19 protein-coding genes are annotated in these 18,817 nt (G+C 61.2%); 15 read left to right on the plus strand and 4 right to left on the minus strand.

The features are described from left to right. Window positions 1-83 precede the first annotated feature (83 nt). The 3 genes from rpsO (at window position 84) to pnp (ending at window position 3,582) form a co-directional block, all read left to right on the plus strand. Window positions 84-353, plus strand: coding sequence for a 30S ribosomal protein S15 (rpsO, locus tag ACEVBK_RS06375; RefSeq protein ID WP_202086149.1), 270 nt, complete (start codon window positions 84-86; stop codon window positions 351-353). A 208-nt stretch (window positions 354-561) separates the two neighbouring features. Further along, window positions 562-1,338 (plus strand): DODA-type extradiol aromatic ring-opening family dioxygenase, encoded by a 777-nt coding sequence (locus ACEVBK_RS06380; RefSeq protein WP_375057759.1) that lies wholly within the window; start codon window positions 562-564, stop codon window positions 1,336-1,338. Between the two features lie 96 nt (window positions 1,339-1,434). Continuing rightward, a complete protein-coding gene (pnp, locus tag ACEVBK_RS06385) occupies window positions 1,435-3,582 on the plus strand; it encodes a polyribonucleotide nucleotidyltransferase (RefSeq protein WP_375057760.1) in 2,148 nt (715 codons plus the stop codon). Window positions 3,583-3,677: 95 nt separating this feature from the next. Here pnp and yegQ read toward each other — a convergent pair whose 3' ends face one another. The 4 genes from yegQ to ACEVBK_RS06405 form a co-directional block, all read right to left on the minus strand. Further along, window positions 3,678-5,051 (minus strand): tRNA 5-hydroxyuridine modification protein YegQ, encoded by a 1,374-nt coding sequence (gene yegQ / locus ACEVBK_RS06390; protein ID WP_375057761.1) that lies wholly within the window; start codon window positions 5,049-5,051, stop codon window positions 3,678-3,680. A 199-nt stretch (window positions 5,052-5,250) separates the two neighbouring features. Further along, window positions 5,251-6,060 carry a D-hexose-6-phosphate mutarotase gene (locus tag ACEVBK_RS06395; RefSeq protein ID WP_375057762.1) on the minus strand — a complete coding sequence of 270 codons (810 nt, stop codon included), beginning with the start codon at window positions 6,058-6,060 and terminating at the stop codon, window positions 5,251-5,253. A gap of 126 nt (window positions 6,061-6,186) precedes the next feature. Then, entirely contained in the window at window positions 6,187-7,182 is a 996-nt protein-coding gene (gene gapA, locus ACEVBK_RS06400; RefSeq protein WP_375057763.1) for a glyceraldehyde-3-phosphate dehydrogenase, read from the minus strand. 258 nt (window positions 7,183-7,440) lie between these two features. Continuing rightward, window positions 7,441-8,235 (minus strand): DUF2989 domain-containing protein, encoded by a 795-nt coding sequence (locus tag ACEVBK_RS06405; RefSeq protein ID WP_375057764.1) that lies wholly within the window; start codon window positions 8,233-8,235, stop codon window positions 7,441-7,443. Between the two features lie 144 nt (window positions 8,236-8,379). Here ACEVBK_RS06405 and ACEVBK_RS06410 point away from each other — a divergent pair, with 144 nt between their 5' ends. The 12 genes from ACEVBK_RS06410 to ACEVBK_RS06465 all read left to right on the plus strand — a co-directional run bounded on the left by ACEVBK_RS06410 (window position 8,380) and on the right by ACEVBK_RS06465 (window position 18,816). Then, the gene (locus ACEVBK_RS06410; RefSeq protein WP_375057765.1) at window positions 8,380-9,810 is read left to right on the plus strand and encodes a glyceraldehyde-3-phosphate dehydrogenase; all 1,431 of its coding nucleotides are present in this window, start codon (window positions 8,380-8,382) and stop codon (window positions 9,808-9,810) included. Window positions 9,811-9,910: 100 nt separating this feature from the next. After that, window positions 9,911-10,189, plus strand: a complete 279-nt coding sequence (locus ACEVBK_RS06415; RefSeq protein ID WP_375057766.1) for a YeaC family protein — start codon at window positions 9,911-9,913, stop codon at window positions 10,187-10,189. A 152-nt stretch (window positions 10,190-10,341) separates the two neighbouring features. Further along, window positions 10,342-11,295, plus strand: a complete 954-nt coding sequence (locus ACEVBK_RS06420; RefSeq protein WP_375057767.1) for a YbgA family protein — start codon at window positions 10,342-10,344, stop codon at window positions 11,293-11,295. Beyond that, the gene (locus ACEVBK_RS06425; protein ID WP_375057768.1) at window positions 11,285-12,130 is read left to right on the plus strand and encodes a MerR family transcriptional regulator; all 846 of its coding nucleotides are present in this window, start codon (window positions 11,285-11,287) and stop codon (window positions 12,128-12,130) included. Before ACEVBK_RS06420 ends, ACEVBK_RS06425 begins: the two co-directional genes overlap by 11 nt. Then, entirely contained in the window at window positions 12,102-13,511 is a 1,410-nt protein-coding gene (phrB, locus tag ACEVBK_RS06430) for a deoxyribodipyrimidine photo-lyase (RefSeq protein ID WP_375057769.1), read from the plus strand. The genes ACEVBK_RS06425 and phrB overlap by 29 nt, the downstream gene beginning before the upstream one ends. Then, window positions 13,508-13,930 (plus strand): nuclear transport factor 2 family protein, encoded by a 423-nt coding sequence (locus ACEVBK_RS06435; RefSeq protein WP_375057770.1) that lies wholly within the window; start codon window positions 13,508-13,510, stop codon window positions 13,928-13,930. Before phrB ends, ACEVBK_RS06435 begins: the two co-directional genes overlap by 4 nt. Continuing rightward, window positions 13,927-14,655, plus strand: coding sequence for an SDR family NAD(P)-dependent oxidoreductase (locus tag ACEVBK_RS06440; RefSeq protein ID WP_375057771.1), 729 nt, complete (start codon window positions 13,927-13,929; stop codon window positions 14,653-14,655). The genes ACEVBK_RS06435 and ACEVBK_RS06440 overlap by 4 nt, the downstream gene beginning before the upstream one ends. Continuing rightward, window positions 14,652-15,899 carry an NAD(P)/FAD-dependent oxidoreductase gene (locus ACEVBK_RS06445; RefSeq protein WP_375057772.1) on the plus strand — a complete coding sequence of 416 codons (1,248 nt, stop codon included), beginning with the start codon at window positions 14,652-14,654 and terminating at the stop codon, window positions 15,897-15,899. The genes ACEVBK_RS06440 and ACEVBK_RS06445 overlap by 4 nt, the downstream gene beginning before the upstream one ends. Next, entirely contained in the window at window positions 15,896-16,615 is a 720-nt protein-coding gene (locus tag ACEVBK_RS06450) for a DUF1365 domain-containing protein (RefSeq protein ID WP_375057773.1), read from the plus strand. The genes ACEVBK_RS06445 and ACEVBK_RS06450 overlap by 4 nt, the downstream gene beginning before the upstream one ends. A 10-nt stretch (window positions 16,616-16,625) precedes the next feature. Beyond that, window positions 16,626-17,879 carry a class I SAM-dependent methyltransferase gene (locus ACEVBK_RS06455; RefSeq protein WP_375057774.1) on the plus strand — a complete coding sequence of 418 codons (1,254 nt, stop codon included), beginning with the start codon at window positions 16,626-16,628 and terminating at the stop codon, window positions 17,877-17,879. Further along, window positions 17,849-18,331, plus strand: a complete 483-nt coding sequence (locus ACEVBK_RS06460) for a DUF2878 domain-containing protein (protein WP_375057775.1) — start codon at window positions 17,849-17,851, stop codon at window positions 18,329-18,331. The genes ACEVBK_RS06455 and ACEVBK_RS06460 overlap by 31 nt, the downstream gene beginning before the upstream one ends. A 2-nt stretch (window positions 18,332-18,333) precedes the next feature. Then, window positions 18,334-18,816 (plus strand): chalcone isomerase family protein, encoded by a 483-nt coding sequence (locus ACEVBK_RS06465; RefSeq protein ID WP_375057776.1) that lies wholly within the window; start codon window positions 18,334-18,336, stop codon window positions 18,814-18,816. The last annotated feature ends 1 nt before the right edge of the window (window position 18,817 follow it).

Here is an 18,817-nt window from a genome sequence, read left to right on the forward strand (position 1 = left end):
CAACTGGTAGAATGCGCAGCTCTGTTTCCGGCTGAATTAGTGATCGGCTGGAAAAATCATTCATAGTCTTTGGAGTACACAAGATGTCACTAAGTGCTGAAACTAAAGCCCAGATCGTTGCTGACTTTGCCCGCGGTGAAGGCGACACTGGCTCTCCTGAAGTTCAGGTAGCCCTGCTGAGCGCCCAGATCAACCACCTGCAAGGTCACTTCAAGCAGCACATCCACGATCACCACAGCCGTCGTGGTCTGCTGCGCATGGTGTCCCAGCGTCGCAGCCTGCTGGACTACCTGAAGCGCAAAGACGTCGAGCGCTATCGTGGACTGATCGAGAAACTGGGTCTGCGTCGTTAATCGATTCATCCGGTTCAAGAAAAAGGAGCTTCGGCTCCTTTTTTCGTTGCCGTACCCATACCCGGGGAGCTCATTTCATGTATAAAAAGTCATTTTCTGCCTTATTTTTTCTTTTTAATTAATAATCCATTTCTTGCGTCCCGATTTATCGATAGCCATAACCCCTTTAGAGTGAGCCTGTATCGCTATTGCTCCAGGAGTTGTGTTCATGGCTTCCATGCCGGTCTTTTTTGTTTCCCACGGTGCCCCGACTTTTGCTGTCGAGCCCGGGCGGATTGGCCCCCTGCTGCGGCAAACCGCCGCCCGGCTGCCGGTCCCTTCCGCCATTCTGGTGGTTTCCCCACACTGGATCACCCCTGAACCCAGGGTCACCGCATCGCCCCGGCCGGAGACGCTCCACGACTTCGGTGGTTTTCCGGACTCGCTCTACCGGTTGCAATATCCGGCGCCGGGTCAGCCCGAGCTGGCGCAACAGCTGGTGACCCTGTTACAGGTACAGGGATACCGGGCTGCGACCGATGCGACAAGGGGGCTCGACCATGGTGCCTGGGTACCGCTGCGTTACCTCTATCCGGAGGCGAATATTCCGGTGCTGCAATTGTCCATGCCCGCCTGGCTCGGGGCCCCGGAAGCCTGGGCCCTGGGAGAGGTGTTGCAACCACTGCGGGAGCGGGGCGTGTTGATCCTGGCCTCCGGTAGTCTGACCCATAATCTGCACGAGTTCCGGGGGAATGCCGTTACCGATGCCGATTACGCCCTGGCGTTCGAGCGCTGGGCCCGGGCGGCCGTGATCCGCCATGACCGGGACGCGCTGCTCGATTACCTCAATGCCGCTCCCCATGGCCGGCGAGCCCACCCGACGCCGGATCATTACCTGCCCTTGCTGGTGGCCGCCGGTGCGGCAACGGCGGAATCCAGGGTGACGGTGCTGGAAGGTGACATGCGCTATGGCATGCTGTCGATGGAGTCCTATCTGTTCGAGTGAACCTGGGGTTTTTTCCGGTCCATTCTGTCCTTTAATAGCGAATCAAGTATACTGTGCGGGCAAATCAGAGATCATAAATTTTAAGGAATCTAAAACGTGAATCCTATCGTCAAAACCTTCCAATATGGCCAGCATACCGTCACGCTTGAAACCGGTGTCATGGCTCGTCAAGCTACCGGTGCCGTGATGGCCAGCATGGATGATACCGCCGTGCTGGTCACCGTGGTCGGCAAGCGCGAAGCCGATGAAAGTCGTGACTTTTTCCCGCTGACCGTCAACTACCAGGAGCGGACCTATGCCGCCGGCCGTATTCCCGGTGGCTTCTTCAAACGGGAAGGCCGCCCGACGGAAGGTGAGACACTGACGGCGCGGTTGATCGACCGTCCGATCCGTCCGCTGTTTCCCGATGGATTCAAGAATGAAGTGCAGGTGATCGTCACCGTGGTGTCGGCCAACCCCGATATTGCCCCCGATATCATTTCCATGCTGGGCACCTCGGCGGCGCTGGCCATTTCCGGCATTCCCTTCGCCGGGCCCATTGGCGCCGCTCGCGTCGGTTACATGAACGGTGAATATGTACTCAACCCGACCATCGGCGAACTGGAAAACAGCCAGTTGGATCTGGTGGTGGCGGGTACCGCCAATGCGGTGCTGATGGTGGAGTCCGAAGCCAATATTTTGCCCGAAGAGGTGATGTTGGGTGCCGTAGTTTACGGCCACGAACAGATGGCAACCGCCATCAACGCTATCAACGAGTTTGCCGCCGAAGCGGGTACTCAGCCCTGGGACTGGCAACCGGCCGTCGAAAATGAGGCGCTCAAGGCCAGGATTGCCGAACTGGCCAGTGCCGAGCTGGGAGAAGCCTATCGCATTACCGACAAGACCGCTCGCCGTGATGCGATCAGCGATATCAAAGCCAAGGTGCAGACCGCCATCCTGGCCGATGATCCCGAGCAAAACCTGAAAGAAGTGCAGGAGCAACTGGGCAAGCTGGAGAAGCAGATCGTTCGTGGCCGGGTGGTCCGTGGCGAACCGCGTATCGACGGTCGTGAGCCGGACATGATCCGGGCCCTGAATGTGGCCACCGGCCTGCTGCCCCGGACCCACGGTTCGGCCCTCTTTACCCGCGGTGAAACCCAGGCCCTGGTCGCCGCTACCCTGGGCACCGAGCGCGATGCCCAGTTGATCGACGAGCTGACCGGCGCCCGTACCAACCGCTTTATGTTGCACTATAACTTCCCTCCGTACTGCGTGGGTGAGACCGGCATGGTCGGCAGCCCCAAGCGCCGCGAAATCGGCCACGGCCGTCTGGCCAAGCGTGGCGTGGCAGCGGTGATGCCGAGTGCGGAAGCCTTCCCCTATACCGTCCGGGTGGTATCCGAGATTACCGAGTCCAATGGTTCTTCCTCCATGGCCTCCGTCTGTGGTACCTCGCTGGCACTGATGGACGCAGGGGTGCCGATCAAGGCCTCTGTTGCCGGTATCGCCATGGGCCTGGTAAAAGAAGCAGAAGGCTTCGTGGTGCTGTCCGATATCCTCGGTGATGAAGATCACCTGGGTGACATGGACTTTAAGGTCGCCGGTACCACCGAAGGCGTCACCGCCCTGCAGATGGACATCAAGATTGAAGGCATCACCAGGGAAATCATGGAAGTGGCGCTCAAGCAGGCTCGTAATGCCCGCCTGCATATCCTGAAGGTGATGGATGAAGCCATGAATGCGCCCCGTGCCGAGATCTCCGATTTCGCCCCGCGCATCCATACCATCAAGATCAATCCCGAGAAAATCCGTGATGTGATCGGCAAAGGCGGCGCCACCATTCGCGCCCTGACCGAAGAAACCGGCACCACTATCGAGCTGGATGATGACGGCACCGTAAAAATTGCCGCCGTCGACGGTGAAGCCGCCAAGCTGGCCATCCGCCGCATCGAGCAACTGACTGCAGAAGTGGAAAGCGGCACCATCTATGATGGTGAAGTCGTCCGCCTGGCCGACTTCGGCGCCTTCGTCAACATTCTTCCCGGCAAGGATGGTCTGGTGCATATCTCTCAGATCACCGAGGAGCGGGTGAAAAATGTGTCCGATCACCTGAAGGTGGGCGACAAGGTCAAGGTCAAGGTACTGGAAGTGGATCGCCAGGGCCGTATCCGCCTGTCCATCAAGGAAGCCAACAGGCCGGCCGACACCGAGGCGCCGGCTGTTGAAGAAGCCAAGGTGGAAGCACCGGCCGACAACGCCGAATAAGCGGATCGCCTGAAAGCACTAACGAAAAAGCCGGGAATCATCCCGGCTTTTTCGTTTCCCGTGGGCGCTATTCTCCGCCCCGATGACTTCCAGCGTCAGGCGTGCGCGTGCTGGCCGTGGGGTTGGCGGGTGTTCTGCTCCTGCTCCAGGTGACGTAGCAGTATGCCGAAGGTCACGTCCAGCTCGGCGGGCAGGGGCAGGTACACCACATGACCGTTGCCGGGCGCCACCTCCACGCTTTCGCCCTTGCGGTTTTTGAGCGCGTCCAGGGTGAAGGTGAGGTTGCCCCTGGGGGTCATCAGTTCCAGCCGGTTGCCAACCAGGAACTTGTTCTTCACCGCTACTTCCACCCAGTCGCCATCGCGGCCGGTGATCTCGCCGACGAACTGCTGGCTGCTGGACACCGAGTAGCCGTAGTCGTAGTTCTGGTAGTCGCTGTGGGCATGGCGCTTGAGAAAGCCTTCGGTATAGCCTCGATGGGCCAGGTTCTCCAGGGTGCTCATCAGGGTGGCGTCGAAGGGGCGGCCGGCGACGGCGTCATCGATGGCCTTGCGGTAGACCTGGGCGGTGCGCGCCACATAATAGAAGGACTTGGTGCGGCCTTCGATCTTGAGCGAGTGCACGCCCATCTGGGTCAGGCGTTCCACATACTGCACCGCGCGCAGATCCTTGGAGTTCATGATGTAGGTGCCGTGCTCGTCTTCATAGGCGGCCATGTATTCGCCGGGCCTGTTACCTTCTTCCAGCAGCACCACCTGGTCGCTGGGCGCGCCGGTGCCCAGGGTGGGCTCCACCGGTTGCACCCGTATCGGTTCCTGTTTGTGCACTATCTGGCCGGTATCATCTTCTTTCGCCTCGTGCACCTTGTATTCCCAGCGGCAGGCGTTGGTGCAGGTACCCTGGTTGGGATCCCGCTTGTTGATGTAGCCCGACAGCAGGCAGCGGCCGGAATAGGCCATGCACAGGGCGCCGTGTACGAACACTTCCAGCTCGATATCCGGGCACTGGGCTCGGATTTCCTCGATTTCCTCCAGTGACAGCTCGCGGGACAGTATCACCCGCTCGATGCCGTAATCCTGCCAGAACCTGACCGAGGCCCAGTTGACCGCGTTGGCCTGCACCGACAAATGGATGGGCATGTGCGGGAAGTGCTGACGTACCAGCATGATAAGGCCGGGGTCGGACATGATGAGGGCGTCGGGGCCCATCTCCACCACCGGCTTCATATCACGCAGGAAGGTTTTGAGCTTGGCGTTGTGGGGCTGGATGTTGACCACCACATAGAACTTCTTGCCGAGGGCATGGGCCTCGTCGATGCCGATTTTCAGATTTTCGTGGTTGAATTCGTTGTTGCGCACCCGCAGGGAGTAGCGGGGCTGGCCGGCGTATACCGCATCGGCGCCATAGGCAAAAGCGTAGCGCATGTTCTTGAGGGTGCCGGCGGGGGACAGCAATTCGGGTGTAAACATGGAGGTTCTCGTCTGATCTCAGGTCAGCGGCCGTCACCTGATGGCGGCCGGGACGGGCATTTTACTCCTCCCCGGCGAGAAATTCGAGCCGCCGACCGGGCCGACTCGTCTTCAACCTGTAACAGTGCCCTTTGGCCGACAGGCTGCATCTTGCCAGCACTCAACAAAGTTCCGACCAATAATAGGATCTGCCTACGTTTTAAACCATATGGTGCTCTAGATGGGCTGACTCTGAGTGCTCGAAGCGGCAATGCAGCGCCAGGCTGGTGCTTTGTCCCGGCAAGAGCAGGGGGCCCCGCAGACGGGCTGTTTCCACGCAGACAAAGCCCGAGGCGTCCGTCATGTCGGCCGGCAGCGCCGAGCCCGGGTTCCACAGCACCAGGCTGTCGTGGTGTCTGTGCTCCAGTCGGATCTGTCGGTCATCGGCATGGATGTGGGTACCCCGTTCCGGTGCGGTATAGATACGATCGTAGGGCGGTGTTAGGTGGTAGCTGGCATCGCCGCCGCCCCGTCTTCCTGTCAGGCTGTCGTGATAGTCCGGGCCCAGGCCCTGGATGCGGCACTGCTCGACCTTGGGCAGGGCGAAATAGCTGTGCAGAGCCAGCTGTACCCTGGCCGCTTCCGCACCCAGGTTGGTGGTGGTGGCCTCCAGTTCGAGTTCGGCGCCGATACGCAGTCGCTGTCGCAATTGCAGAGCTCCATCCCGGAACAGGAGTGTCAGGGTGGCACCGCCTTCATCTTCCGACAATCGCTCTAGCTGCCAGCGACCCAGGCGGGCCGTACCGTGCTGGGGGCCCTGGGCCGAGGCTTTGCCGAACCAGGGCCAGCACAGGGGAATGCCACCGCGGATGGGCTTGCTGCCATCGAGCACGGCCTGCTCACTCAGCCAGAGCAGCTCGGGCCAGCCGGCCGGTTGATATTGCAGTAACTGGCCGCCCAGGAGGCTGAGTAGGGCCCGGGCCCTGGGGTGTTCGATAAGAATAAACTCGAGCCCGGAGGAGTTTTTCATCAGCCTACAGCAAGGCGAAAGGGGTCGCTGGGGAGTCAAGGACAGGGTCATGGGTGGTACTCGTCAGTGAAAACGAAAAAGCGGCCGAAAGGCCGCTTCTATCTTAACGGGTTATATCCCCGAATGTTACTTGGAGATGTGGGCGATCAGGTCCAGCACCTTGTTGGAGTAGCCAATCTCGTTGTCATACCAGGATACCAGCTTGACGAAGTTGTCATTCAGGGCGATACCGGCCTTGGCGTCGAATACGGAGGTGCATACTTCACCGATGAAGTCGTTGGACACCACATCGTCTTCGGTGTAGGCCAGGATGCCCTTCAGTTCGCCTTCGGCGGCCGCTTTGACGGCGGCGCAGATGTCGGCGTAGGAAGCTGCTTTTTCCAGGCGCACGGTCAGGTCAACCACGGACACGTCCGGGGTGGGTACGCGGAAGGCCATGCCGGTCAGCTTGCCGTTCAGTTCGGGGATCACCTTGCCCACGGCCTTGGCGGCACCGGTAGAAGAGGGAATGATGTTCTGGCCGGCACCACGGCCGCCGCGCCAGTCTTTGGCTGAGGGGCCGTCCACGGTTTTCTGGGTGGCGGTGGTGGCGTGTACTGTGGTCATCAGGCCTTCGGCGATGCCGAACTTGTCGTTGATGACCTTGGCCAGCGGCGCCAGGCAGTTGGTGGTGCAGGAGGCGTTGGACACGATGTCCTGGCCGGCATAGGCATTGTGGTTCACACCCATCACGAACATGGGAGTGTCGTCTTTGGACGGACCGGTCAGCACCACTTTCTTGGCGCCGGCCTGGATGTGCTTGCGAGCGGTTTCGTCGGTCAGGAAGATACCGGTGGCTTCGGCCACCACATCCACACCTGCTTCATCCCATTTCAGGGCGGTGGGTTCGCGCTCGGCGGTGACCCGGATGGCCTTGCCGTTGACGATAAGCTGGCCGCCTTCAACGGCCACGGTACCTTTGAAACGGCCGTGGGTGGAGTCGTACTTCAGCATGTAAGCCATGTACTCCACATCCAGCAGATCGTTGATGGCCACTACTTCGATGTCATCGCGCTCACAAGCTGCACGGAAAACGAAGCGGCCGATACGACCGAAACCGTTGATACCTACTTTGATAGTCATAAGTTCACCTGACGCTTTAAGTTGTGAAAAATTACGTTATGAAAAAATCTATTGGTTGTAAAATTACAAAAAAAAGCCGTGCCGTCAACCCAAAACCACGACGGTTTTGTGCTGGATCATGATTTATTGAAATTTTATTTCGTTTTTGAATAGATAAAGCACCGAGGCGAACGATTTTCGACCGATGTCCATATCCTGCCAAACACGGCAATCGGCGGTGTTTGGCCCTGAAGTCAGTATAGAAGGGGATCTGCGCTTTTATTGTCGGATATAAGTTCCATTTTTCAACCGGAGGACAATACTGTCGGCTTGTTGCTGCATTTGCTGTTGCTGCTCCGGGCTGAAGCGCACATAGGCGTCCATACGCGCCGGGTTGAGTCCTGTCCCGGTGGCGAACTCGCTCATCACCCGGGTCCAGATCCAGGCGTCTTCAAAGCGCCTTTCCCCGACATACAGATTGATCAGGTCGGCGATAATACCGCTGTCGATATCCTGGCCTTTGCCGTACAGGCCGAGTGCCCGGTGCAACGCCTGCTCGGCGGCCGGCTTGTCCCGGCCTACCAGCAATGCCGCCAGGGCTTTTTGTAGCTCCGGTTGTTGCATTTCCGGCCGTTCGGCCTGGGTTATGAAACGGCTGCGAGCCTGGCGATCCCCATGGCGCTGCCAATGCCAGAGCTGGAGGTAGGGATAATCGGAATGACGGCTCTGCTGCTCCAGTTGTGCCAGTTCATCCTGGACCAGCAGTACGGCTTCGACCTTGTCGTTTTTCCGCTCATGGCGATCGGTGTACTCAATGTCCATCAGGGGATCCAGGCAATTCCGGTAGGCCACCAGTTCGGTCATGAGGGCATAATGACTGGCGTCGCTCGGTTCGGTGTACTGTTGATAGCGGGCGCGGATCAGGTTGCTGCGCTCGAAGCGACACCAGCCGTCGGCATGCAGATTGGCACATAACCGGGGATTATTGTCACAAATTGCCCTAATGCGATCCCGCTCACAGCCTGCCAAGAAAATGGTGCTGGCGAGTAGGATTAGCGATAATTTTGTATTCATATGAATCCTATTTGGCCTGTCCTTGGTCTGGTAATCATATCCCCTATCCACTAAAATGAGCGTGCTAAATAAAGTAGGTGCGGCATGTTTTTTGCCCGCAATCCAATACTAATGACGGTTACGTGAAATAAAAGGATCTGGTCGATGACCCACGAGAGTTACCTGTCCGCCTGGCAACAGAGCCAGGAACTGGCAGAGTCCATGCAGCCCCTGATCGGCAAACTGTACCGCAACCAGGGTGTTGAGACCTGCGTCTATGCCCGCCCCCTGTTGAACGCCTCTACCATTGACATTCTCAAGGCTCACCGTGTGGTGCGCCGTCACGAAGGCCATGTGCTGCCCGTTACCCAGAGTTATCCGGTGCTGAAGGCGCTGAGCGAGCTGGAGCTGGCCCCGGCCAGCATTGATCTGGGCAAGCTGGCGGTGCGTTACTGGAAGGACCACCAGGATGAATCCGGCCTGGCCGACTTCCTGCGGAGAGAGCTGGCGCCGGCCATCGAGGCTGAGCATAACGCCAAGCCTACCGACGTGGTGCTGTACGGCTTCGGCCGTATCGGTCGCCTGTTGGCGCGGTTGCTGATCGAGCGGGCCGGCAGCAATAACGGTTTGCGTTTGCGTGGTATCGTCGTACGCGGCTCCGGCGACGACCTGGAAAAACGTGCCAGCCTGCTGCGTCGTGACTCCGTGCACGGCCCTTTCAATGGCTCCATCGAAGTCGACGAAGAGAATAATGCCATTATCGCCAATGGCACCTACATTCAGGTGATCTACGCCAACAGCCCGGAAGAGATCGACTACACCCGGTACGGCATTCACGACGCCCTGGTGGTGGACAACACCGGCAAATGGCGCGACGAGGCCGGCCTGGGTCTGCACCTCAAGGCCAAGGGTGCGGCCAAGGTGTTGCTGACCGCGCCGGGCAAGGGCGATATCAAGAACATCGTGTTCGGGGTCAACGACGGCATGATTTTGCCGGAAGACCGTATAATGTCCGCCGCATCCTGCACCACCAATGCCATCACTCCGGTGCTGAAAGCGGTGAACGATACCTACGGTGTGAAGAATGGCCATGTGGAAACCGTACACTCCTACACCAACGATCAGAATCTGATCGACAACTATCACAATGGCGATCGTCGTGGCCGCAGCGCAGCGCTGAACATGGTGCTGACCAGCACCGGTGCCGCCAAGGCAGTGGCCAAGGCGTTGCCCGAGCTGAAAGGTAAGCTGACCGGCAACGCCATCCGGGTGCCGACTCCTAACGTCTCCATGGCGGTGCTGAACCTGAACCTGGAAAAGGCGACCTCGGTCGAGGAGCTGAACGATTACCTGCGCAAGGTGTCTCTGGACTCGCCTCTGCACAACCAGATCGATTTCAGCACCAGCAGTGAACTGGTGTCCAGCGACATGGTCGGTTCCCGCTTTGCCGGCATCGTCGACTCCCTGGCGACCATAGTGGAAGACGAGCGTGCCGTGCTCTACGTATGGTACGACAACGAATTCGGCTACAGCTGCCAGGTGGTGCGGGTGATGCAGAAGATGGCCGGTATCGAACTGATGGATCTGCCGGCTTAAGCCGTCGGTATGTGCTATCGATAAACCAGGGGTGGCCATCGGCTGCCCCTTTTGTATTTGGGGTGCTAGAGTGAAGGCCGCCAACAGAGGAGAAATGCCCATGTCATCTTTTCAGCAAGCCATTGCCGCCATGCCGAAGGAGGTCTACGAACGTCTGAAAACGGCGGTAGAGCTCGGCAAGTGGCCCGACGGCTCGGTACTCACTCCCGAGCAGAAGGAAACCACCATGCAGGCGGTGCTGGCCTGGCAGGCGATGCACAACGACAACCCCGAGCACATGACCATCGGCAAGGGCGGAGAGATGGTTACGAAGAGCAAATCCGAACTGCGCCGGCAGTTCCGTGACGAAGCCGAGATCACCCGCCAGAAGCTGAACTGAGCCCGCCTATTAATTCCACTGTTCCCACAAACCCGGGCTCGCCCCGGGTTTTTACGTTTTCGGTCCAGTACGGAATTTTTTCTTGTACAACCTTGATCATTTTGTACAACTACCGTTATGGTATTAGGCATGGTTGTACAAGAGAGCTGTGTATGTACAAGTTTGACCCCGGCGCGATCCGGATCGGCATCAGCGGGTGCCTGATCGGGCAGTTGGTGCGCTTCGACGGCGGACACAAGCGTTCCGATTTCTGCACCGAGCAACTGGCCCGCTTCGTCGAGTTCGTGCCTCTTTGCCCGGAAATCGCCATCGGCTTGGGTACCCCCAGGCCCAGTATTCGCCTGATCAACCGGGAGGGAATGCTGTTGGCGCAGACTGCCAGGGGAGAAGACGTGACCGAGCGACTGCGGGCCTGCGGTCGTGACATGGCGGCCCGGTTCGGTGGGCTGAGCGGCTACATCCTCTGTGCCAAGTCACCCAGTTGCGGCATGGAGCGGGTGCGGGTCTACCACGACAGCGGCAAGGGGAACGCCAAGGAAGGCACCGGCATCTATGCCGCCGAGCTGATGCACGCCTTGCCCCTGTTGCCCCTGGAAGAGGACGGTCGGCTCAACGACCCCGTGCTGCGGGAAAATTTCGTGACCCGGGTCTACGCCTTGCACGACTGGCAATGCCTGGTGCACAAGGGGCTTACGCCCTCGCGCCTGATCACCTTCCACAGCCGCTACAAGTACTTGCTGATGGCTCACCACAGGGACAGCCACCAGGCCTTGGGGCAGCTGCTGTCGGATCTCTCCGTCGGGGTCGAGCAGAAAGCCGAGGCCTACATCGCCGGCATGATGCAAACCCTGGCCCGGCGTGCCGGCCGCCGGGGTCACACCAATGTGCTGCAGCATCTGCAGGGGTATTTCAAGGGGCAGCTCAGTTCCCGTCAGCGCCAGGCGCTGGCTCGTACTATCCATCAGTACCGTGAAGGCATCCTGCCCCTGCTGGCCCCCATCACCCTGCTGCGCCATTACCTGGAGGAGCATCCCAACGACTATCTGCGCCAGCAGGTCTATTTCAACCCTTATCCGGAGGCATTGCGACTGCGTTATGGCATCTGAACCCAAGTACCCGATCCGGGAAGTGTCCCGTCTCACCGGTATCAATCCGGTCACCCTGCGTGCCTGGCAGCGCCGTTACGGTCTGCTCAAGCCGGCGCGGACCGACAAGGGCCACCGGCTCTATTCCGAGGAGGACATCTCCCTTATCCGCCAGATACTGCACTGGCTGGAACAGGGCGTCAGTATCGGCCAGGTCAAGGGGTTGCTGGCCAATCCGGCCCCGGTGGCAGAAGGCTCCAACTGGGAGCAGGCCCGGGACCGCCTGCTGGCCGCCGCCCAGGAGCTCAACCTGGGCCGGCTGGAAGCCGAGCTGCTCGAGCTGACCAGCCTCTATCCCGCGGAGCTGTTGTTGCGCCGGGTGATCGATCCCTGGCTGCAGGCCCTGGCCGGCCAGGCGCGGCCGGACGCCGGCCTTATCGAGCAAAGTGGCCGGGCCCTGTTGCTGCGTCTCTGCCACCAGCTGCTAACCATCAAGACAGGGCCCCGCATCGCCCTGGCCAGGGCCGGGCAGGTGGGTGAACTGTACGGCGCCCTGGTTCAGTTCGAGCTGCAGGGGCTGGAATGCCGCAGCCTGGATCTGGGGGTGCTCGATGCCCAGGCCCTGCCCCTGGCCATGGAGCGGCTGAAGAGCCAGGCCCTGGTGGTGGTGTTGGGAGCCGGTCTGACCCAGAGCTGGTTCAGGGAGGCGCAGGCACAGCTGCCCGAGCTCTGCTTTTTCGTCGGCGAGCTGGGGGAGATTTATCGGCAACGGGGCTGGCTCGAGCGGCCCTTTGCCGTGAGCGTGAGCGAAATTGCGAGGAAGTACGATGCGTCATTTGGTCTGGTTCAGAACTGATCTGCGGCTGGCCGACAACCCGGCCCTGCACGAGGCGACGGCGGGCGGTGCCCGGGTGGAAGCCGTCTATATCGACTGTCCGGAGCAATGGCGCCGGCACGGCAACGCCCCCATCCAGCGGGACTTTGTGCGCCGCAACCTGCAGCACCTGGCCGATAGGCTGGCGGAGCTTGGCATCCCCCTGACTCAGTTGCAGACCGGCAGTTTTGCCGAGGTGCCGGCCCTGCTGGCCGAGTGGACCGCCGGTCGAGGGTTCGATGCCCTCTACGCCAACCGGGAAATCGGTATCAACGAGCGTCGGCGCGACAAGAAGGTGCAGCAAATGCTTGCCATCCCCTGCCGGGTGTTCAACGGTGACTGCGTGGTCAACCATGGCAGCCTGACGACTCGTAGCGGCGACATGTACAAGGTCTTTACCCCCTTTGCCAAGTCCTGGCTGGGGCGGCTGCGCGGCAGCGGCTACCGGCTGCTGCCGGCGCCCGACCGCCAGGGAGAGCCGCTGTCTCCGCCAGCCATCCACCTCGGGGGCGAATTCGTTTCCAGCAAGGCGTGGCCGGCGGGAGAGACCGAGGCGGCCAGGTTGCTGGCGGAATTCTGTCGTGAGCAGCTGCGCCATTATGGCGAGCGGCGCGACTACCCGGCCCTGCAGGCCACCAGCAGCCTGTCGCCCTACCTGGCGCTGGGGGTGCTGTCTCCCAACCAGTGTCTGGCCGCCATCGAGGCCGAGCTGGGTTCCTTGCCGCTGAGCCGTGGTGAGCGAGGCTTCAGCTGGCTGAATGAGCTTATCTGGCGCGAATTCTACCGGCACCTGCTGGTGGTTTTCCCCGTACTGTCCATGCACCGGGCCTTCAAGCCCGAAACCGAGGCCCTGCAGTGGGGCAACGACGAGCAGTTGTTCGCGCTCTGGTGCCGGGGGCAAACCGGCTACCCCATCATCGACGCCGCCATGCGCTGCCTGAATGAAACCGGCTGGATGCACAACCGGCTGCGGATGATAGTCGCCAGCTTCCTTACCAAGGATCTGCACATCGACTGGCGTCGGGGCGAGGCCTGGTTCATGTCCCGTCTGATCGACGGCGAGCTGGCCGCCAACAACGGCGGCTGGCAGTGGGCGGCGGGGACGGGAGCCGACGCCGCGCCCTATTTCCGGGTATTCAACCCCACCACCCAGAGCGAGCGTTTCGATGCGCAAGGCGACTTTATCCGCCGTTGGGTGCCCGAACTGGCCGAGGTCCCCGCCGCCGCCATCCATGCCCCCCACCAGTGGCTGGCGACGCACAACCCGACTCATAACTATCCGCTCCCCGTGGTGGATCACGGCCGGGCCCGGCTACACGCCATCGCCATGTTCGACGCCCTCAAAGACCGGGAGGCGGTATGAGCCCGGCCCTGTCCGCCTTCTGCCGGCTGTACCGGCACCTGGGGCCGGGTGAGCTCGAGGGACTGCGCGAGGTTTACGCCGAAGAGGTGCATTTCTGCGATCCGGCCCACGATCTTCATGGCCTGGAGCCCCTAATGACCTATTTCGAAGGTCTCTTTGCCCATGTCAGCCAGTGCCGGTTCGACATCGCCCAGGTGATGGAGCAGCAGGGGGAGGCTTTCGTGCGCTGGCAAATGGTCTTTAGCCACCCCCGGCTGAACGGTGGCGAGCCGGTGCTGGTGCCCGGCGTCAGCCACCTGCGCTTCGATGAGCGGGTGTACTACCACAGGGATTATTTCGATCTCGGCGAGCTGCTCTACGAGCAGCTGCCGCTTCTGGGTGCGCTTATCCGTGCCCTCAAGCGGAGGCTGGCTTCATGAGAAGCGTACTTATTACCGGTGCCGGTTCCGGCATCGGCCTGCAACTGGCCCGGGATTACGCCGCCGACGGCTGGCGGGTGGTGGCCTGCGGCCGGGATCGGAGCAGGCTGGAGCAGGCGCTGGAAGGCGTCGAGGCCGAGCTGTGCCTGTTCGACATGGAAAACCGGGAGCAGACGGTCCGGGTGCTGGGTGCTCAGGCCGAGCTGGATCTGGTTATTCTCAATGCCGGCAGCTGCGAGTACATCGACGATGCCCTGCATTTCGACGCCGCCCTGTTCGAGCGGGTGATCCGCACCAATCTCATCGGCACCGCCAACTGCATGGCGCCCTTGCTGGCGCGGATAAAGAGGGGCGGAAGGCTGGCCCTGGTCGGCTCCTCGGTTACCTGGCTGCCCCTTCCCCGGGCCGAGGCCTATGGTGCTTCCAAGGCGGGGCTGGATTACCTGGCTCGCAGCCTGGCCCTGGACCTGTCCCACCGGCGGATAGGGGTGAGCCTTGTTCGCCCCGGTTTCGTCGACACACCGCTGACCCGCAAGAACGATTTTCCCATGCCCGGCCGCATCAGCGTACAACAGGCCAGCCATGCCATCCGCAGGGGCTTGTCACGGGGTCGGGCCGAGATCGGCTTTCCCTTTGGCTTTGTGCTGGCCCTGCGTCTGCTGTCCTGGCTGCCCCGCGGGCTTTGGCTGTGGCTGACCCGCCGAACCCCGAGGAGCACAACATGAGCAATATTGCCGTCATCGGCAGTGGCATCTCCGGCCTGACCTGCGCCTGGCTGCTGAGCCAAAATCACGACATTACCCTGTTCGAGGCCAATGACTATCTGGGCGGTCACACCGCCACCGTGGATGTGGAACTGGGCGGTCACCACCATGCGGTGGACACCGGCTTTATCGTGTTCAACGACAGGACCTATCCCCACTTTCAACGGCTGCTGTCCCGCATCGGAGTGCAGGCCAGGGCCACCGAGATGAGCTTCAGCGTACATCAGGTCCGCACCGGGCTGGAATACAACGGCCATACCCTGGGGTCCATGTTCGCCCAGCGACGCAACCTGCTGAGCCCGCGTTTCTATGGCTTCCTGGCCGAGATAGTACGCTTCAACCTGCTGTGCAAGCAGGTGCTGAAGTCCGTCCCCCTGGACGACAGCGATACCCTGGGTTCCTTCCTGCAGGAACACGGCTTTTCCGGCTTCTTCGCCGGTCATTACATACTGCCCATGGTCGCGGCCATCTGGTCTTCTTCCCTGGCCGACAGCCGGGATTTCCCCCTGGCCTTTTTCCTGCGTTTCTTCAACCACCATGGCCTGCTCAACCTGGTGGACCGGCCCCAGTGGTACGTAATCGAAGGCGGCTCGCGCAGCTATATCCCGGCGCTGACTGCCTCGCTCGAGGACATCCGGCTCAACACCCCGGTATCCGGCATAAGGCGGGAGGCGGACGGGGTACACATCCAAAGCCGGGCCGGGAAGGAGGTATTCGACGAGGTGATTCTCGCCTGCCATGCGGATCAGTCCCTGCGGCTGCTGACCGACGCCACCGAGGCCGAACGGCAGGTGCTGGGCGGCCTGCCATATCGGGACAACGAGGTGGTATTGCATACCGACCGCCGGCTGCTGCCCCGGGAGCCCAGGGCCTGGGCCAGCTGGAACTACTGGCTGGACGGCAGCGAGGAGGCGCTGCCCTCGGTCACCTACAACATGAACATTCTGCAGGGGCTGCAGGCGTCCGAGACCCTGTGCGTGACCCTGAACCGCAGCCGGGATATCGATCCTTCCCGTATCCTGCGGCGTTTCACCTATGCCCACCCGGTCTATAACCGGGAGGCCATCCGGGCCCAGGGGCGGCGGGAAGCAATCTGCGGCATCAACCGTACCCACTTCTGCGGTGCCTACTGGTACAACGGCTTCCATGAAGACGGGGTGCGCAGCGCGCTGGATGTCTGTGGGCGTTTCGGGGTGGGCCTATGAGCCTGAACAGCGCCATCTACACCGGCCAGGTGCGCCATCGCCGCTACCGTCCCCAGGAGCATCGCTTCAGCTATGGGCTGTACATGCTGGCCCTGGATCTGGACGAGCTGGAACGGCTCGGCCGGGAGAGCCGGCTGTTTGGCTGCGAACGTTTTGCCCCCTTGAGCTTTCGCCGCCGGGACTACCTGGGCGATCCTGCCGTGCCGCTGAAAACGGCGGTACTGACGGAGGTGGCCGGCCTGGGCGGTGATACCCTCGGACTCGATCGGGTGGTGATGCTCGGCCAGGTGCGCTGCTTCGGGCTCTATTTCAGCCCGGTCAACTTCTTCTTCTGTTACCAGGGGGAGCGGGTCCGTTACCTGCTGGCGGAAGTGCACAACACCCCCTGGAGGGAGCGCCATTGTTATCTGGTGGATCTGGCCCGGCCCCAGCCCAGCGACAAGGTGTTCCACGTTTCTCCCTTTATGGGCATGGGGATGAAATATCACTGGTGCATCCAACCACCCGGGCGGCGGGTACTGATCCATATCGAGAACCGGGAGCCGGCCTTGTTGTTCGATGCCACCATCGCCCTGCACCGACAAAGCTTCGGCGCCACGGCCCTGAAGGCGGCGCTGCTGCAATGGCCAATGATGACGCTGACCATCCTGCGCGGCATCTACTGGCAGGCGCTGCGCTTGTTTATGAAGCGTGTTCCTTATCATCCACATCCCTGAAGGAAGCCTTATGGAAACGACCTTGATGATGTCAGAACCCCGCCGGCTGGAGCGTTGGGCACGTCGCCTGGCGTTTTCCCTGCTGTCCGGCCTGAAGGGGGGCGGCCTGACCGTGCTGGACGGCGAGGACCGGTTCGAATTCGGTGACCGGGGCGGCGAACTGCAGGCCTGCATCCGCGTGCTCGATCCCCGCTTCTATCGCAGGCTGATGACGGGCGGCAGCATAGGCGCGGCGGAATCCTGGGTGGAAGGAGGCTGGCACAGCCCGGATCTTACTGCCTTGGTACGCCTCTTTGCCCGCAATCTGCAGGTGCTCGACGGACTGGAACGGCGCCTGGGCTGGTTGACTACCCCCTGGCACAAGATCCGGCACCGGCGCAATCGCAACTCCCGGGCCGGCAGCCGGGCCAATATCGCCGCCCATTATGATCTGGGCAACGAGATGTACGAGCTGTTTCTGGATCCCCTGATGCAGTACTCCTCGGCGGTATTTCCCGGTCCCGGCGCCACCCTGGAGCAGGCCCAGGAGCACAAGCTGCGGCTTATCTGCGATCGGCTGGAACTCAAGGCGTCCGATCACCTGCTGGAGATTGGTACCGGCTGGGGCGGCCTGGCCTGCTTTGCCGCAAAATTTTACGGCTGCCGGGTGACCAGCACCACCTTGTCCCGGGCCCAGTTCGAGCATGCCCGGGCACGAGTGGCGCGGGAAGGGCTGGAGGACAGGGTGACGCTGTTACTTGACGATTACCGGGATCTCCGGGGCCGGTATGACAAGCTGGTTTCGGTGGAGATGATAGAGGCGGTGGGACATCGGTACCTGCCCACCTACTTCCGCACTTTGGATCGCTTGCTCAAGTCCGATGGCCGAATGCTGATCCAGGCCATCACCATTACCGATCGGCGTTACGACCAGTACCGCAAGGGAGTGGATTTCATTCAGCGCTATATCTTCCCCGGAGGCTGCCTGCCCTCGGTCAGCGAGATGTACCGGCACCTGAGGGAGCAGACTGACATGAGCCTGACCCGACTACATGATTACGGCCTGCATTATGCCGAGACCCTGAAAATCTGGGCCGAGCGTTTCCGCCAGGCGGAAGCGCGGCTGAAGGCACTGGGCTATGGCCAGGATTTCCATCGTCTCTGGGCTTTCTATTTCGCCTATTGCGAGGGCGGCTTCCGCGAGGGAAGTATCGGCCTGGTGCATTTCGAGGCGGCCAAACCGGGAGCACGGGCATGTCCAGATGGCAATGGATTCAACTGCTAGCCTTCGAGGGCTTTTGGCTGCTGGCGGTGGCCGGACAGAACCGTTGGCTGGTGCTGACCGTCTTGCTGCTGGCAATGCATTTTTTATTCACGCCCAGTCGTCGGGCCGATAGCCGGGTGCTCTCGCTGGCGCTGCTGGGACTGGCCGTCGATGGCGGTCTGGTGTGGTCCGGGGTCTTCGCTTTCGAACATCCGCCCTGGTGGCTCATGATGCTGTGGGCGGGATTCGTGCTGACCCTGGGGCACAGCCTGGTCTGGCTGCGTCGTTTTTCCCCCTGGCTGCTGGCGCTCACCGGTGCCCTGGCCGGGGCTTCATCCTACCTCGCCGGCTGGAGGCTGGGCGCGGTACAGCTGCCGCTCGGCTTCTGGGCCAGCTCCGCCATTCTGGTGCTGGTCTGGGCGGCCCTGCTGCCGCTGCTGGTGCGGCTGGATCAGCGTTTAAGGAGGGAATAACGATGAAAAAATGGCTGCCGATACTCTTGTTTCTGGCTGTGCCCGTCTGGGCCAGCCCGCTCTCGGACCTGACCCTGGTGGGGGAAGGCAAGATGCGCTGGCTGTTCTGGGATCTTTATCAGGCCCGCTTTTACAGCGGCGACGGTCGCTACCGGCCCGGTGATTTTCCCCAGGCCCTGGCCTTGCACTACCAGCGGGACATCAGGCAGGAAGACCTGTTGAATGCAACCGTCGAGGAGTGGCGCCGGCTGGGGGTGGACTGGAAGCCCGAGTGGCAGCAGCAACTGAGCCGGCTCTGGCCCTCGGTACGCAAGCGGGACGAACTGGTGCTGCGGGCAGATAAAGATGGCGTCAGCCGCTTCTATTTCAACTGGCAGCTGCTGGGGGAAATAGTTGATCCGGAATTCGCCCCTGCTTTCCTGGCCATCTGGTTGTCGCCGGACAGCCGGGATCCGGCCCTGACCCGCCAGCTAAAAGGGAATTGAA

The sequence above is a fragment of the Zobellella sp. DQSA1 genome (assembly GCF_041950555.1).
GTDB lineage: Bacteria > Pseudomonadota > Gammaproteobacteria > Enterobacterales > Aeromonadaceae > Oceanimonas.